This is a genomic window from Sphaerospermopsis kisseleviana CS-549, from assembly GCF_028329225.1.
Classification (GTDB): domain Bacteria; phylum Cyanobacteriota; class Cyanobacteriia; order Cyanobacteriales; family Nostocaceae; genus Sphaerospermopsis; species Sphaerospermopsis kisseleviana.
In genome coordinates this window covers 43,208-58,213 of the sequence record NZ_JAQMTI010000146.1, presented here as the reverse complement: position 1 = coordinate 58,213, position 15,006 = coordinate 43,208, and the positions used below count along the sequence as shown (strand labels likewise).

The following is a 15,006-nucleotide window of genomic DNA, read 5'->3' as shown; positions in this document are numbered from 1 at the left end:
AAATGTCAATTTATGTAATTGGAATTGGTGGAACTGGTGCTAAGTGCATTGAAGCAATAATTCAATTAGCATCTATAGGACTTTTTAACGAAGAACCCCTAAATTTATTATTTGTTGATGCTGATGAAAATAACGGTAATTTAGAACGAGCGCGAAAAAGTCTGAAAATTTATCAAGACTGCCATAAATTAACTTTGGCTGATAAATTTCCTTGGATGAAAACGGAAATCAGAGACTTTGGTTTATGGTCGCCTTTTGCAAATACCAGCGTTAATAAAAATCTGAGTTCATTTTTTGAATATAACCTGCTCAAAGATGATGAACCAGCATTAGGAAATTTATTTGATGTTCTCTATACTTCGGAAGAAAAAGAAGCTAATTTAGATGTCGGTTTTCGGGGTCGTCCTGCCATTGGTGCGGCGGTAATGAGTCAAGTCAAACTTGATGCTTTAGATTATGATTCATGGGGTCAACTCCTGAACCAACTGCAAACAGATACAGGGGCGGGAAAACGACCAAAGGTATTTTTATGTGGGTCAATTTTTGGCGGTACTGGTGCTTCAGGCTTGCCGACAATTGGGCGATTAATTCATAATAAGTTAGAAAACCTGAGAATCAGAAGTAAAGTAGATATTGGTTGTTTATTTGTTTTACCTTATTTTGGATTTAATCCGAGTTCGGCAGACAATTCAGAAACAGTTTATGCTCGGTCTGATCAGTTTTTATTAAATACAGAAGCCGCCCTGCGTTATTATGGTGGTCAGGCACAAGAAACTTTTGATACTGTCTATTTATTGGGTAATCAGAACTTATCTCCAGTTAAAGTTTTCAGTGTGGGCAAAAACACCCAACGTAATGATCCGCATTTTCTGGAAATGTATGCAGCATTAGCCGCCAGACAATTTTTATTAAACACAACTCCCCAGCAAAAAAGTGTAGTGTTAATGAACCGGGAGAATTTAAAAAATATCACTTGGCGAGATATTCCTGAACAAAAATTAGTCACTGCTGAATTAGTAAATGCCACTCGGTTTGTCTTTGCGTGGTTAGCTGATATTGCCCCACTGTTAGCAGAATGTAAGAGCATTGGAATTAAACAATTTCAAAAAAGTCCTCAAGGATTTTGGTTTACTAGATTCTTTCCAGATAAAGCTGTTTTTGGCAATAATCAACAAAAATCAGTTGATTTTAATGATCCTGAACAACAAAATGCATTAGAAATAATTAGTATTTGGTGTCAAGATTATTTACGCTGGTTATCACAAATTCATCAATGTGCTGACGAGAATATTCAATTATTCAATGCCAAACATTTCGCTAATAGTCCCATGAAACCTGATTATTTATCAGATTTAATCATTGGGGACAGTCGAGATAAAAACCAAAAATCTAGGGATACAGTACAAGACTTGAAAAGACGATTAAATCCTGAAGCTATAAGCAACTTACCCAAAATAGGAATATTTGGACTGGCTAAGGCTTTATATATTGTCTGTCGTTTGTAGGCAGAAATTTCTGTAGAAAAAACTTTTTGTAGAAATAAATTTGTTGATGAGGAAAATTAGATCATGACTAGTGCATATACTAATAATCAATCTGCTTTGTTGTTGCCAAAACTGAAAAATGATTGTGATGTCACATCGGGTAATCCTGGAATTTGGGATACTCAAGCACCAAAAGCTTTTAATGATGTCGCTTCTAGTTTAGATTACAAAGCACCGGGAGCAGTAACCAGCGTGAGTTCTGTTCCCACAGTTTGGGCGCGAGCTTTATCAATGGAAATGGCATTACATAATGATGCTTACCCAATTCGAGAACAAATGATTACTCAATGGCAAGGAATGTTAGCGGTTTTAGCATTAGCAGAAGTCCGCAATTTTCCCATTAAATCCCAACTTTTAGAACTGGAAACAAAGAAAAGTAATCATGTTTTTGCTCGTTCTTTATATGAGCTTTTACCTGATCCTGTTAATACTCTTTATACATTTAATAATAACAAACATCCTTGGGAAGATTTATATGTTTTTACCTGTAATGATCAACCTGTGGGGATGACTTCACCTAGTACCTTAGTTGTACCTTCAGAACAGGGAAAATGGGATAGTATACCTTGGTGGGATGCAAATACATTACAGTTAAAATCACCTCATAATTATCTTAACCAAACAGAAAAAGAACAGTTAGCGTTTTGGTTAGATAACCTCCGCAAAGAAATCAGAAGATATAACGGTGATAGTAAAGCCATTGATAGAATTTTTGGTTTAGTTAATGGGTTTATTAATAGTTTGGGTGTGACAACTACACCGAACTTTCAATTTAGTAATAACCCCACATATTTTGAAGTTGAAATTAACCGAGGGGCGTTAACCGCGCTGAATTTACCTGTTAAGGTAGAGGTGAAAGAATCTAATGTTAGGGTGATTCCCAGTTTGATGAAACCGAATGTTCCGCAATTGTTAATTATTGATCCTGATATTGCTACTGCTTGGAATGAACCACCACAAAATATATCTATTCACGAAGGTAAAACCTTAGCTGCTTTTCGTCCTGAAGATATTGGAACATGGAATAAAAGTAGAAAAGTAGTTTGTTTAGAATCGAAAGATTTATTTTTACCAGAGTTAAAATTTATTGATCAAGAGGGAATTTTACCAGGTGCTTTACTACCTGAAGGTACACAATCTTTAGTTTTTAAGAATCGGAATATTACACCTTTAATTCCTGTGAATCCGATTTTATTAAATTATTTCACCCCGGAGGATTTAACTAAGAAAATTAAATTACAATTGATTAATAATGGTGCAGGTGGTTCACAAGTACGGGTAAGTTTAACGTTACCTCTTTCTGGTGTGAAAGGTGGAAAAGTTCAGCAAATTTTTCTTTTAACTAAGGACTATCCTTTGTTAGAGGAGAATATTATTTATGAAGTTCCGGTGTTAGAGGTGTGGCCTGATTTTCGGGCTAAGGGTTGGCAGGAATATTATGGATTTTACTATGATGCTGAGTATGGGGAGGAGACTTTTCAGGTTAGTTTTCCCGGTGCGAAAGAAGTTCATTCTTTCAAAGAACGTAAAGGATCTTATCAAACAGTACAATTAGATGAATTTCCATCCTTTATTGAATGTAAAGACATTTATACCAATACAATTGGTTTAATTCTGTTAGCAAGTCCAGAAGAAGTTCCACTAACTGGTGAATGGGTAGTTGGTGTTGATTTTGGTACTTCCTTTACTAACGTCTATGTTAATAAAAACGATAAAGTAACAGAAAGATTGAACTTAGAAATACTGCATCGTAAAATTACTTATGTGTTAGTAGAAACCAGATTTCCAGTTTTGTTTGAATACTTCATTCCTGAGAGTTTTATTCCTGTAGAGAAACCCTTTCCGATGTCTACAGTCTTAACAACAAAAGGAGAAAGAAACACAAAAACAGACCAATTAAGTCCAATTTTTGATGGTCGTTTATATATTCCCGCACGAAATCGCTTTTCACCCCAAGAAACCTGGATCAAAACTAATCTCAAATGGGAAACTGAGAATTTAGGCAATAACCAACTATTCCTTAAACATTTAGCATTACATATTAGTGCTATAGCCGCTAAAAATGGTGTACAAAAAATTCAATGGTCTTTATCTTTTCCATCAGCTTTTTCACCTAAACAAGAACAGAACTATGCCAAAACCTGGCAGAAAATAACTAAAGAAATAGAAGCCAAAACAGGTATTAAACACAACAGCCCTGGTAAGGATGATGCAACTTATTTCCGTACTGAAAGTTTAGCTGTAGCCCAATATTTTGCTGAGTATGAAGATTGTAATTTAGTTAACTCTACCTGTATTGATATGGGTGGTGCTACATCAGATATTTCTATTTGGCAAGATGATAAGCTAGTTCATCAATGTTCTGTGGAATTAGCAGGACGTGATTTATTTTCTCAGTTCATCGAAATAAATCCTAATTTTCTCAAAAAATTAGATATTAACCCCGATGAATGGACGAGATTGAAAGGAGTTGCTTTCAATGCCAAACTGGATGTTTGGATGCGTCTAGAAGCTGATAACTGGTTAGATAAAAAACGGGATACTTTGGAAGAAAATAAAGAATTTCAAGGTTTATTACGGTTAATGGCAATAGGTATATCTGGCTTGTACTTTTATGTTGGTCAGATTCTATCTGTTTTATATCAAGAGGGTAAATACACTGTTGATGAAATCACTCCAGTCTATATTGGTGGTAATGGTTCACGTTTATTACATTGGTTAGCTGAACGTGGAGAATTTGACAAAAATTCAGAAATAAATGCTTTACTTAGTCGCATGATGAGTGTAGCTTCTGGTTTTACAGATACAGAAGAACCCACACGCCTAAGTCAAAACCCCAAAGATGAAGCTGCTTGTGGTTTAGTGTTAAAAGATAAAAAGCTCAAAGGTTTAAATAAAAAGGAAAAAGATCATGTAATTGCTGGTGAAGGTTGTGAAATAGATAATGAAACCTATAGTTGGCAAGATCGTTTAGAATTTAAGGCTAAAACCATTTCTAAATATCAAATTCCTGAACTAAATCAGTTAAGATTGTTTCTGGATGCTTTTCATGCTAGTCTAGATGATTTAGGAATTGATGGAATTAAACCACTAGAAGGTTATGAATTTGAAAAAGAATATCCAGATGATCCCGATCCGGAATACAATCAAAAGTTGTGGAAAGCTACAGTTAAGGAGTTGAGAAATTCTTTAAATTCCATTAAAGGTGATGTTGAAAGTATAGGTGAAGAACCTCCTTTTATCCTGGGCTTAAAGGCTTTACTGAAAGTTTTAGCTAGGGAATGGTCTGGTAAATAAAGCGGTTTAAATATGGGCGATATTTTCGCCCTGATTGTTTTCTTTCAATTATCAAGTATACAGAGGTGAAAAATGGAAGCTAATTCTAATATATGTCCTGTTTGTAAAACTGAATACGGTGATCATAATAGAGAAGAAGCTATAAGTTATTTCCTTATATTCATAGTTTCTGAATTGAAAAAAGAAAATTTAAATCTGAAAAAAGAGAATCAATCTCTACAAGAAAGATTAGAAAAATATGAAAATACTAATATTTCAGAAAATACATATAATAATCTAGCCGATAATAAAATACAAGAACTACTAAATCATTTTCAACACCCCTTAGTTGTTGAAGCCATTATTAAGATAATTAATGATTATTCTCAGGCACAAAATAATAAATTTCAGATGGAAAATCAAGAGAATTTAATAAATAAAGAAGAGGAATATATTAATCATGACAATGGTGAAAATTTAGATGAAACAAAAACTGATGATGAAGAAACTAAGAGCATCGCAGATAATTATACAGATTATTCTACAATTCTGACATTGCACGAACAGCAATTAGTAAATTCTTATAAGAATCCGGATTTCGATTTCCAGGATTTCCCGGAATGGATAATTAAAGTATCTGAGCCGGAAGAAAGTCAAACTAAGCGTTGGGGAGGCAGTAAAGAAGCAACAATTTTTCAACGTAATCGTCAAGGTAATTATTGGATAATCAATATAGATGATTGTTCATATATAGTTCCTCAAAGAAAATTTAAGATTAATGAATATAGCCAAGAGACATTACTCTCAACTTTTGACTGTCGCGGTTATCAATCAGGTAAATCTGAAAATTTTGTATTGGTAAAACCAGGTAAAGTAACTGTTAAAAATCAATATGAATGGCAATTAATTGACCCAGGTATCTTACAATTTTAATAAACAATATGTGAATATTATGCTAAAAACAAATCATATCAAATATATCTCAGTTTCTTTACTCATCTCTCTGATGGTGGGGTGTCAACGTCCTCCATTAAAATCAGAAAATAATAATGTTAAAGTTCAAGCTAACCCATCTCCTGTAATTTTACAGAACGTGGATGACTTTAATTCGATTTTATCCGCACATACCGAATTAAATAAATCAATAATTCAGTTAAATGCTAATCTCCAGAAAGTTATAGATGGTAACTTAGAAAGAAAAGAATTAGATTTTACCGATTCAAATAAAAAAATAGTTCAATTGAAAAATGCTCTCACAAAAATTAATAATCCAGACAAAATAAAAAACCTCGCAGATATAAACAAGACAATTAGTGATATAGAGAACGCCATCAAACCATTAGAAAAGGGTTTTAGTGATGCTGATGTTACTCAAGTCCAACAAATTATTAAACTCCAAGAAACTCAAAATATTGCACCTAATGGTAATTTTAGGAAAAAAACACAGATACAGTTACAAAATTTTTTGAATAAAAAAAATGAAATATTAAACAAACAATTTGATGTAATTAAACAACTAACAAAAAATCAACAATTATCGGATAATAATGGGATTGTAAGTAACTATCAACAGATAGTGTCAGAAAATCACAATCCTGCTAATCAAGATAAAATTCTGATACCTAAATCTGAACTTGACAGGATTTATAAACTTCTAAATTTGACTGTCAGTGTAAATATTATGAGTTTTATTATCTTTGGGGGATTAATTGCTTGGTTATTTTATAAGTTGAACATATTGGAAACAAAACAAAATCATTCATCAAATAATATAACTCAACCAAAAAGAATTGTAAATTACATTGAAGGAGAATTTACACAGATTAAACGGCATTTTGATAATTTAGATGAAAGGTTAAAAACCATAGAAAGAGGTTATCAAAATCCCCAAAGTCCCAGTTTATCAAATTACACATTTACGAATAATCAACCAATTAATACACCAGTTAATAGAGTAGTACATCCACTTAAACCCCAAACGGAAAATATTTATCAATCTCAGACATCTCTATCTAATCACGAAACCAAAATACTTACAGTATATAATAGTAAACCTCGTTCTTTATCTGCAAATGCAATCACTGTTGCAGAAAGTGATCACACAGTAGAACAGCGTCGTATTGGAAAAAAAGTTGCACCTATTCTAGAAAAAAATCAGTTAGGTAATTACTGGATAGTTCGAGAAGGAAATTATGAATATCTTGTACCCAAAGGCAATATTAAAATTAATGAGTATAATTATGAAACAATATCAAGCTGTTTTGAATGTATAGGATATCATCCCAGTTCTTCCAGTAGCTTTACATTGTTAAAACCAGCAACAGTATCATCTATTGGACAACATTGGCAATTAGTAGAACCTGGAAAATTACAATTTTAATAACTAAAAGAATCAATTAAATTATATGCCAGCTAATAATCTTGAAAAAGTAGATTTTTCAGAACAGGAATGTTTAGAGTGTTGTTTCAAATTAAAGGAAGTAAGGTTACAATTAGGTTTTAATTACTCAAACCTGCTAAAGTGGTAATAATAGGTAATTTACAAACCTGGCAATTGACGGAGAAAGGAATTATTGAATTTGAGTAGATGTAGATGAATATGAATAATAATTTACATGATTTAAAAATGAAAACTGACAGCTTATTAACTAAGCTCAAAGAACTTCAACTGACAACCAAGGATTTATTTTTAAAAAAGCTCGTATTTATCGAACAAGAGAGTATTTTACCAGGTGCTTTACTTCCTCAAGGTACGCAATATTTAGTATTTGCAAATCATCAGATTACTCCTCTTTTACCGCTTAATCCAATTCTACTAGATTATTTTACTCCAGAAGAATTAACTAAACAGCTTAAATTTGAATTGATTGATGAAGATGATTTATCACAGGTAAGACTAATTTTAGATTTACCAAATAGTGAAACTCCTTTGTTTAAAGATTATACAATTCAAGCAGAAAATCTTATTCCTGAAGTTCCAGTTTTAGAAGTATGGCCTAATTTTCAAGCAGAGGGATGGAAAGAATATTACGGTTTTTGTTATGATGCTGAATATGGAGAAGAAACTTTTCAGGTTTGTTTTCCTAATGTAGAGGAAATTAAGCAATTTCAAGAAGGTCGAGGTAGTTATAAAATAGTTAGATGTACTCAATTTCCTAAATTTATTGAATGTAAAAATATTCAAGAACATACAATTGGTATTATTTTACTACCAACACAAAAGAAAATAGAGCTTGCATATTCCTGGAAAATAGGTATAGATTTTAGAAGTGATTATACTAGCGTTTATGTTAATAAAGATGATAAAATTGTTGAATCTTTCAAATCAGATAATCTACATCATAAAGTTACAGATGTTTCTATAGAGACTAGGTTTCCAGTTTTATTTGAATACTTCATTCCTGAAAGTTTTATTCCAGTAGATAAACCATTTCCCATGTCTACCGTACTAACTACTAGGGGAAGTGCAGACATAAATCAAGAACGTCCAATTTTTGATGGTAGAGTTTATATTCCTGTTCGGAATAGATATTCACAACAAGAAAGCTGGGTTAAAAAAGATTTACAATGCTCAACTAAAAATCTTAGATATATTCGGTTATTTCTTAAACACCTCATATTACACCTGACTGCAAATGCTGTTAACAACAAAGTTAAAACAATTGAATGGTGTATTTCCTATCCTCCTCAATTTTCCCGTAAAGGTAAATATAAATATGCTCAAATGTGGCAAGATATAACCAATAATTTACAATCTAAAACAGGTGTTAAACATCTTTGCCCCAATATTAATGATAGTCAATATTTTCGATCACAAAGTTTAGCATTTGCTCAATATTTTACTGAATATGAAGATTATGATTTAGTAAATACCACTTGTATTGATATTGGTAATGTAAATTCTAATATATCTATCTGGCAAGATAATCAACTTATTTATCAATGTTCTCTAAATTTTGGTAAAATAGACTTATTCTCTCAGATAATAAAAACTAACCCTCAGATTTTGAAAATATTTGATATTGAACCTGACAACTGGATAAAATTTCCAGAATATGCTTTTTATGACCAGTTAGATATTTGGTTAAGATTAGAGTCTGCAAACTGGTTAGAACGAAAAAGAGAGTTATTTATAAATCATCCTGAATTTCAAAAACTGATAACATTAATGTCTATTGGTTTATCTGGGGTGTATTTTTATATTGGTCAAATTCTTGCTGTTTTACACCACGAGGGTAAATACACTCTTAAAGAAATTACTCCTGTTTATATTGGTGGAATTGGTTCACGTCTTTTAAATTGGTTGTCAGAAGGTGGAGAATTTGATAGAAATTCAGAAATTAATTCTTTACTCAGTCGCATGATGAGTATAAGTTCTGGTTTTCCTGACACAGAAGAAATTACACGCATGAGTCAAAACCCTCAAGATGAAGTTGCTTGTGGTTTAGTTTTGCAAGATCAAAAATTACAAGAATTAGATATAAATTTAAACACTATTGATAAATATGAGATTACTAATTTAACTCAGTTACAGCTATTTTTTGATACTTTCCATGATAGTTTAGATGATTTAAGAATTGAAGATATTAAAGCAATAGAAGGTTATAACTTTAATAAACCAGAGTATGAATATAATCAAAAATTATGGAGAGCTACAGAAAGAGAACTAAGAAACCTTTTAAATTCTCAAAAAGGTGATATTGAAAATATCCAACCAGAACCACATTTTATTGTAGAATTAAAAGCATTAGTTAGAGTATTATATAAGGAGATAGATAATCTATGACATCCAATTTTCAAGATGATTTAATTCGTAGAATTAAACAACTAGAGCAAATTATTGAACAAAACCTGACACCGCGAATCACTAGTATAGAAAATTACCTATCTACACTTACTGAAAAAGTCCAAACTGGTTCAGTTATCGTCACAGGTGCTTTTACAACGGAAAAAATCACACCCCTAAATATATCTGAATTAGAATTAATAGAAGTTTATAATAACGTTCCCAAAGTTTTATTAAAAAACTCAATTATTGCCGAATTAACAGCTAAAAGTTATCGAGAAGATAACCAAAATCAACCTGTTTTATTAGAAAAAGATGAAAATGGTAAATATTGGATAATAGTATCTAATCAAAATAATATCTTTCTCTTACCTAGCATTAACATTAAATTGCATATTCATAAACTAAAAACTGTAGAAAAATTATTTGATTTTCGTGGTATTACTCCCACAGTAGATACTCATTTTCTATTAATTAAACCTGCTAGAGTATCCAGTTTACCTAGTGGTAAGGAATGGAAGTTATTAGAAAAGGGAATTTTAGAATTTACTAATGATATTTCTGGTGTTTCATTTAGATCATATTTAGATATAGATGAGCAAGAAAATAAAGTTAAAAATAATTTAGAAAAAAATAATTTAGAACTTGAAAAAATCAACAATGAACTAGATGAATTAAAATTACACTTGCAGCAGTTACAAGAGGTAAATAAAAATTTACCATCACAATTAAACGCAGAAATAAACATACCAGAAATTAAAGATAATCAGGCAAATACTAACCTAGAAATCCTGAAAATCAATAAACAATTAAATGAATTGAAATTGGAATTAAAAAGCGAATTTGATAAAATTTCAAAATCACAAATTCAAAATATATCAAAAGATGCTATTTATGAACAATTGGATAATTTTAAATCAATGTTAGAAAAAATGCAGGAAGAACGCAACAACTTAGAAACTCAAATAGGAAAAATTGCAGTTCTTAGAGATTATGTTTATCTACAAATAGATTTAATTAAGGTGCGGTTAGAATCTTTGGAAAATAAACAGGATAATTGAGGATGTTGAATTTGATGAGTATTCATTAACTATAAAAAGGGCGGGCAAGACTTGTACTGAGCGACCTGTACTGAGCGCAGTCGAAGTAAGTCGAAGTGCGGAGTCGAACTATGTCGAAGTATGCCCACCCCACAAGATTTTGCAAATATTTAATAATAATTACCTCACAGAAAAAGCCTCACTAAATCTGCGGGTAATTGGCTCAACAATAAAGGTTAAAATCGACTTCTTCCGCGTCACAATCTCCGCATTTGCCACCATCCCCGGCGTAAATTCCACCTCTTTACCCCGCACAGTCACGGAATGCTTACTTAACTTAATTCTCGTCGGAAAAACCAAACCTAATTTTTCATCAACCACCGCATTCGGACTAATTTGTAAAACTTCCCCATCAACTACACCAAATTCTTGAAAGGGAAAAGTTGCTAATTTCACCTTTGCTTTCATTCCCTGACGAATAAAACCAATATCCCGGTTTAAAACTTTTACCTCTAACAGCATTTCTTCCCCTTCGGGTAAAATTGACAGCAATTCTTCCCCAGACTGTACAGGTCCTTTGGTAGCTTTGACTTTATAAATTGTTCCCGCTACTGGTGCTTTAATTGTTTCTCCATCTTTTTCTTGTTTCGCTTGTTCTAATTGTCCTGCAACATTGGCTAATTCTTCTTTACGTCTATTTATTTGCGTTAAAATTTCACTTTTTCTTTCTGATGCTAATCTTAAACCTTGATTTTTGGCTGCTTGATAAGCTTGTTCAGCTTGGTTAATTTCTTGTTTTTGAGCAGCAATATCTTTTCCTAAAGATGCTACTTTATCCTGTGTTTCTGTAACTCTATTTTTGGCATTAGTTACTTCATTCGTGGCTCTAATAATATCAGTATTTGCTCGATTTAATCTTTCCTGGGCTTCTAAATAATCAACTCTGGGAACAGCACCAGGATTTAATAAGGTTCTCAAATTTTCTTCTCGTTGTTGGGCAATTTTTAAACTTTCTTCTAGTTTAGCACGGATATTTTCTGCATTCACTAAATTAGTTTGAGCATTAATCACACTGGTTTTAGCATTAGCTAAATTTTCTTCTAACCGAGTTAATCTAATTTTCGCTTGTTTGATAATTGAAAGTTGGCGTTCTGCTTCTGCTTCTGCTGCTGCTTGTCTAGCTTTATAATCTAATAACCGGGAATTTAATAACTCATCTTGTAATTTTGTTCCCGCAGTATTTCCTCCGGTTCTTTCAGCTTGTAATCTTTGTAAATCTTCTTCAATTAATTTACTTGATTTCGCTAATCTGTTAACATCGGTTTGTTGTAAATTGGGGTCACGTTCAATTAATATTTGATCTTTAGTTACGCGATCGCCCTCATTAACTTTCACCGCTACAATAGATCCATTACCTAAAGATGTCACCGGTCTCACTTGAGTAGAAGCAATTAATTCTCCCGGTGCTGTCGCTACTTCATCAATTTCTGAAAAATGCGCCCAGGAAATAGTACCAAAGACAATAACACTAATAGTTCCCGCTAATAATCTTGTATAAAGTGGTGGTAATTCCTGTACAGCTTTACCCAATTCATAGGATAATTGTTCCTCTGGTTTAGCAAAATTTTCTTTTGTTTGACGTGCTTGAACAGGATTTGCAGATAGGGAATATTTCATATATTTGGTAATTGGTAATTGGTAATTGGTAATGGTTAATTGGTAATTGGTAATTGGTAATTGGTAATACAATTTTGGATTTTGGATTTTGGATTGTTTTTGTCAATTCCAATCTAAAATCTAAAATCTAAAATTTTCTTCCCCAGTCACCAATCACCAAAATTAAATTGCTAAATAACGCCCCAAAAAGTTTTCTAAAGTTTCCAATTGCAAGTTATAAATCCTTTCTAAATTGGCAATTTCTTCCGATGTACAGTAAAATTCATTAGCTAATAAAGTGCGAAAAGTTCCTAAACCTGTTTGTGTTGAAGCGTCAAATAAACCTAATACTCCCCGTAAACCATCAACCGCAAATAAAGGAACATTAATGATGATTGGTTGTTTGTTAAAGATGCGACTAAAAATTTTGGGAATGTCCTCACGCAATAAAATTTTAGGTCCTCCTAATGGTAAAATTTGATTACGAGCCTCAGCAACGGTTAAAGAATCTACGACTATTTTGGTTAAGTCATCGGTACTAATAATAGATGTGCGATTTTTGGGATCACCGATGAGCAAATATAAATCAGTTTCTCTAAACCATTCCGCTAAAGGTAGCAGGTTTGATGCTAAACCAGATGGGCGTAAAATAGTGTAATTTAGGCCACTACTTTGCAGATATTTTTCTACTGCGCGTTTAGCTTTGAAAATGGGAGCATCTTCATATCCTCTTTCAGCACCTAAAACGGATATCAAGACAAAATGCTCAACAGTTAGTAATTTTATGGACAAATATCCTCAAGCTACTTTGACCAGTATTACCCGGAATGGGTAGATATATTTCACACCTTGACAGGCTTTTTTGATATCCTGTTCTCTCCGCAAATCACCAATAAATATATCAGAAACCCGGTGTTCTAACTCACTATAATGGGATGTGAGACGAACAAAAGACCGTACAGACTTCTGTTGTTGACGTAACAACCGCACGACACGGCGGCCAATATCTCCCGTTGCTCCAGTTACTAGAATCATAACTTTTGGATTTGAGTATGGGGCTTTATGTAGTTAAGTTTAATCACTATTTTTAAATCAGCAAATTGCTAAAATCCGAAATTTTACAATTTTTGTTTAAAATAATAATGTTGGGATTAGTTGGGATTTAGTAAAACTGATGCAAATACCAGAAACAAACCCAAAGCTGAAAATACCTGTATCCAGTCTCTATGTTAGTGACTTTTATGCTTGGACACAGGAACAAGCTGATTTACTCCGCAACCATCAATGGCATAAAATTGATTGGCAAAATTTAATTGAGGAAGTTGAATCCTTGGGAAAACAGCAACGTCAAGAACTGCGAAATCGTTTAAGTATTTTAATAGGACATTTATTAAAATGGCAGTTTCAACAACAACGCCGCAGTCGTAGTTGGTTAGCAACCCTTCGCATTCAACGCTTAGATACTATTGAATTACTTGAGGAAAATCCGAGTTTAAAATCCTATCTTGAGGAGGCACTTGGTAAAGCTTATTTGAAAGGTGTGGAATTAGCTGTTAAAGAAACTGATTTACCTCGTAGCAATTTTTCTGCTACTTGTCCTTATAGTTTGACGGAAATTTTAGATGATGGTTTTTATCCTGGTGAAGCTAGTGAGTTAGTCAATGAGTGAGAATGTAAAAAGTAAGTTGCTAGTTAGGGAAAATGTCAGAATCAGGATGTCCAGGATGTGAGGATTAACAGGATAAAAATAGCAGGTTGTCACCAATTACCCATTACCATTCTTAACTAGATAACTGGCAAATTAGACATCTCGTGAAAATTATCGTAGGGACAATTCATGAATTTTCCCTACAATGGTTTCAGATTATGCAGATTTAATTACTACCAGATGTCTATTAGTGATATACTGCGGATTCTTCATTGCATTGGAAATTCTCCACAAGGGTTTCAAAGTCCACACATTTAATTTTTAAATTTTTAGAGATATATAATTAAGTAGGTTCGATGGTAATGATTATAGTGCCATCTATACTTACGTGAATCACAACCCTATGATCTAAACTCATAAAAGCTTGAGTGACCACTCCCGTCACCAAACCAAAAACAGCACCACCTATTGTACCGGGAATAACCCCAATTCCCCCAAAAAAAGTACCAATTACTGCTCCTGAAGAAGCTCCAAATAATGTAGATGCTATGATAATTAGTTGTTCATATTTTATCTTAGCTGGTAATTCTCCTAGTGATGCAATTCCAGCCATTGGAATTGGATAGCCTGAACTAACTGCAGAAACTGCACCTGCAACAACAGGATAATTTTCTAGTTTAGTTTCATGAATTTCAATTATTTTCTTCAGATGGTCTGGAAAATCATTATAACTTTTGTATTTTGTAGTAATTTTTATTCTTTCTTTCGACTTCAAATTTTCTGCTAGTTCTCGGTAAAATCCAACATTATCAGAAAACTCCATTATTCTGGTTTCATTTATATTAGGGGTTGCAGCCAGTACAGGAAAATTACTAGAAAATAAAGGAGTTGCCTGAGCGTTACCAACAAACAGTAAAGATTGAATGGTAAACAATATCATCACAATACAATTTATCAGGTAATGAAATTTTGTTCTCATCTATTTATTTCCTTCATGTACTCTATGTTTCCTAAAAAATTATAGTCAATATTCCCATTTATAGGGAATATAATTAT

At 32.6% G+C, this 15,006-nt stretch carries 9 protein-coding genes and 1 pseudogene; 7 read left to right on the top strand and 3 right to left on the bottom strand.

The features are described 5' to 3' along the window. The first annotated feature begins 2 nt into the window (after positions 1-2). The 6 genes from PN497_RS12210 (at position 3) to PN497_RS12185 (ending at position 10,667) form a co-directional block, all read left to right on the top strand. Positions 3-1,505, top strand: a complete 1,503-nt coding sequence (locus tag PN497_RS12210) for a tubulin-like doman-containing protein (protein ID WP_096572363.1) — start codon at positions 3-5, stop codon at positions 1,503-1,505. A 63-nt stretch (positions 1,506-1,568) separates the two neighbouring features. Next, positions 1,569-4,841 carry a cell division protein FtsA gene (locus tag PN497_RS12205; RefSeq protein ID WP_096572364.1) on the top strand — a complete coding sequence of 1,091 codons (3,273 nt, stop codon included), beginning with the start codon at positions 1,569-1,571 and terminating at the stop codon, positions 4,839-4,841. Between the two features lie 72 nt (positions 4,842-4,913). Continuing rightward, complete coding sequence (locus PN497_RS12200) at positions 4,914-5,753, top strand: hypothetical protein (protein WP_096572365.1); 840 nt, start codon at positions 4,914-4,916, stop codon at positions 5,751-5,753. A gap of 19 nt (positions 5,754-5,772) precedes the next feature. Then, complete coding sequence (locus PN497_RS12195) at positions 5,773-7,200, top strand: DUF1241 domain-containing protein (RefSeq protein ID WP_096572366.1); 1,428 nt, start codon at positions 5,773-5,775, stop codon at positions 7,198-7,200. Between the two features lie 219 nt (positions 7,201-7,419). After that, entirely contained in the window at positions 7,420-9,606 is a 2,187-nt protein-coding gene (locus tag PN497_RS12190; protein WP_096572367.1) for a hypothetical protein, read from the top strand. Next, the gene (locus tag PN497_RS12185; RefSeq protein ID WP_272110260.1) at positions 9,603-10,667 is read left to right on the top strand and encodes a hypothetical protein; all 1,065 of its coding nucleotides are present in this window, start codon (positions 9,603-9,605) and stop codon (positions 10,665-10,667) included. Before PN497_RS12190 ends, PN497_RS12185 begins: the two co-directional genes overlap by 4 nt. Positions 10,668-10,826: 159 nt before the next feature. Here PN497_RS12185 and PN497_RS12180 read toward each other — a convergent pair whose 3' ends face one another. Then, positions 10,827-12,323 (bottom strand): HlyD family efflux transporter periplasmic adaptor subunit, encoded by a 1,497-nt coding sequence (locus tag PN497_RS12180; protein WP_096572894.1) that lies wholly within the window; start codon positions 12,321-12,323, stop codon positions 10,827-10,829. Between the two features lie 162 nt (positions 12,324-12,485). After that, a pseudogene (locus tag PN497_RS12175) lies at positions 12,486-13,337 on the bottom strand (SDR family oxidoreductase). A 139-nt stretch (positions 13,338-13,476) separates the two neighbouring features. Between PN497_RS12175 and PN497_RS12170 the strand changes: the two are divergent. Continuing rightward, positions 13,477-13,971 carry a DUF29 domain-containing protein gene (locus tag PN497_RS12170; protein WP_096572368.1) on the top strand — a complete coding sequence of 165 codons (495 nt, stop codon included), beginning with the start codon at positions 13,477-13,479 and terminating at the stop codon, positions 13,969-13,971. 322 nt (positions 13,972-14,293) lie between these two features. On the opposite strand, the gene PN497_RS12165 is transcribed toward PN497_RS12170, so the two are convergent. Then, positions 14,294-14,929, bottom strand: a complete 636-nt coding sequence (locus PN497_RS12165; RefSeq protein WP_272110257.1) for a DUF6861 domain-containing protein — start codon at positions 14,927-14,929, stop codon at positions 14,294-14,296. Positions 14,930-15,006: the final 77 nt, after the last annotated feature.